This is a genomic window from Burkholderia sp. Bp8991, assembly GCF_003853795.1.
Lineage (GTDB): Bacteria > Pseudomonadota > Gammaproteobacteria > Burkholderiales > Burkholderiaceae > Burkholderia.
This window is the reverse complement of record NZ_QTQJ01000089.1, coordinates 1-564: the sequence shown is the minus strand read 5'-3', so window position 1 is coordinate 564 and position 564 is coordinate 1. Positions and strand designations below refer to the sequence as shown.

The following is a 564-nucleotide window of genomic DNA, read 5'->3' as shown; positions in this document are numbered from 1 at the left end:
AACCATGGCAAGCGAACCGATTCGCGATCCCGCGAACGACCACCTGCTCACCCCGCAGAACGCGGCGTTCATCGTCATCGACTACCAGCCGGTCCAGGTGAACTCGATTGCATCGATGGATCGCCAGCTGCTGATCAACAACATCGTCGGCGCATCGAAGGCCGCGGTCGCGTACGACCTGCCGATCGTCCACTCGACCGTCAACGTGAAGACCGGCCTGAACAAGCCGCCGATCCCGCAGCTGCGCGCCGCGCTCGAAGGCTATCCGACCTACGACCGCACCAGCATCAACTCGTGGGAAGACGTCGAGTTCCGCAAGGCCGTCGAGGCCACCGGCCGCAAGAAACTGATCATGACCGCGCTGTGGACCGAAGCGTGCCTGACCTTCCCCGCACTCGACGCGCTGAAGGCCGGCTACGAAGTCTATGTGGTCGTCGACGCAGTCGGCGGCACGTCGGTCGCCGCGCACGAAGCCGCGCTGCGCCGCATCGAGCAGGCCGGCGGCCAGATGATCAGCGTCGCGCAGCTGTTCTGCGAACTGCAGCGCGACTGGGCGCGCAGCGC

General features: G+C 65.8%; 1 protein-coding gene. It reads left to right on the top strand.

Annotated elements, in window-relative coordinates; genetic code table 11:
• Positions 1–4: 4 nt before the first annotated feature.
• Positions 5–564 (top strand): hydrolase (locus DIE02_RS35280; protein WP_148093157.1); only part of this gene is annotated, 560 nt, incomplete at its 3' end.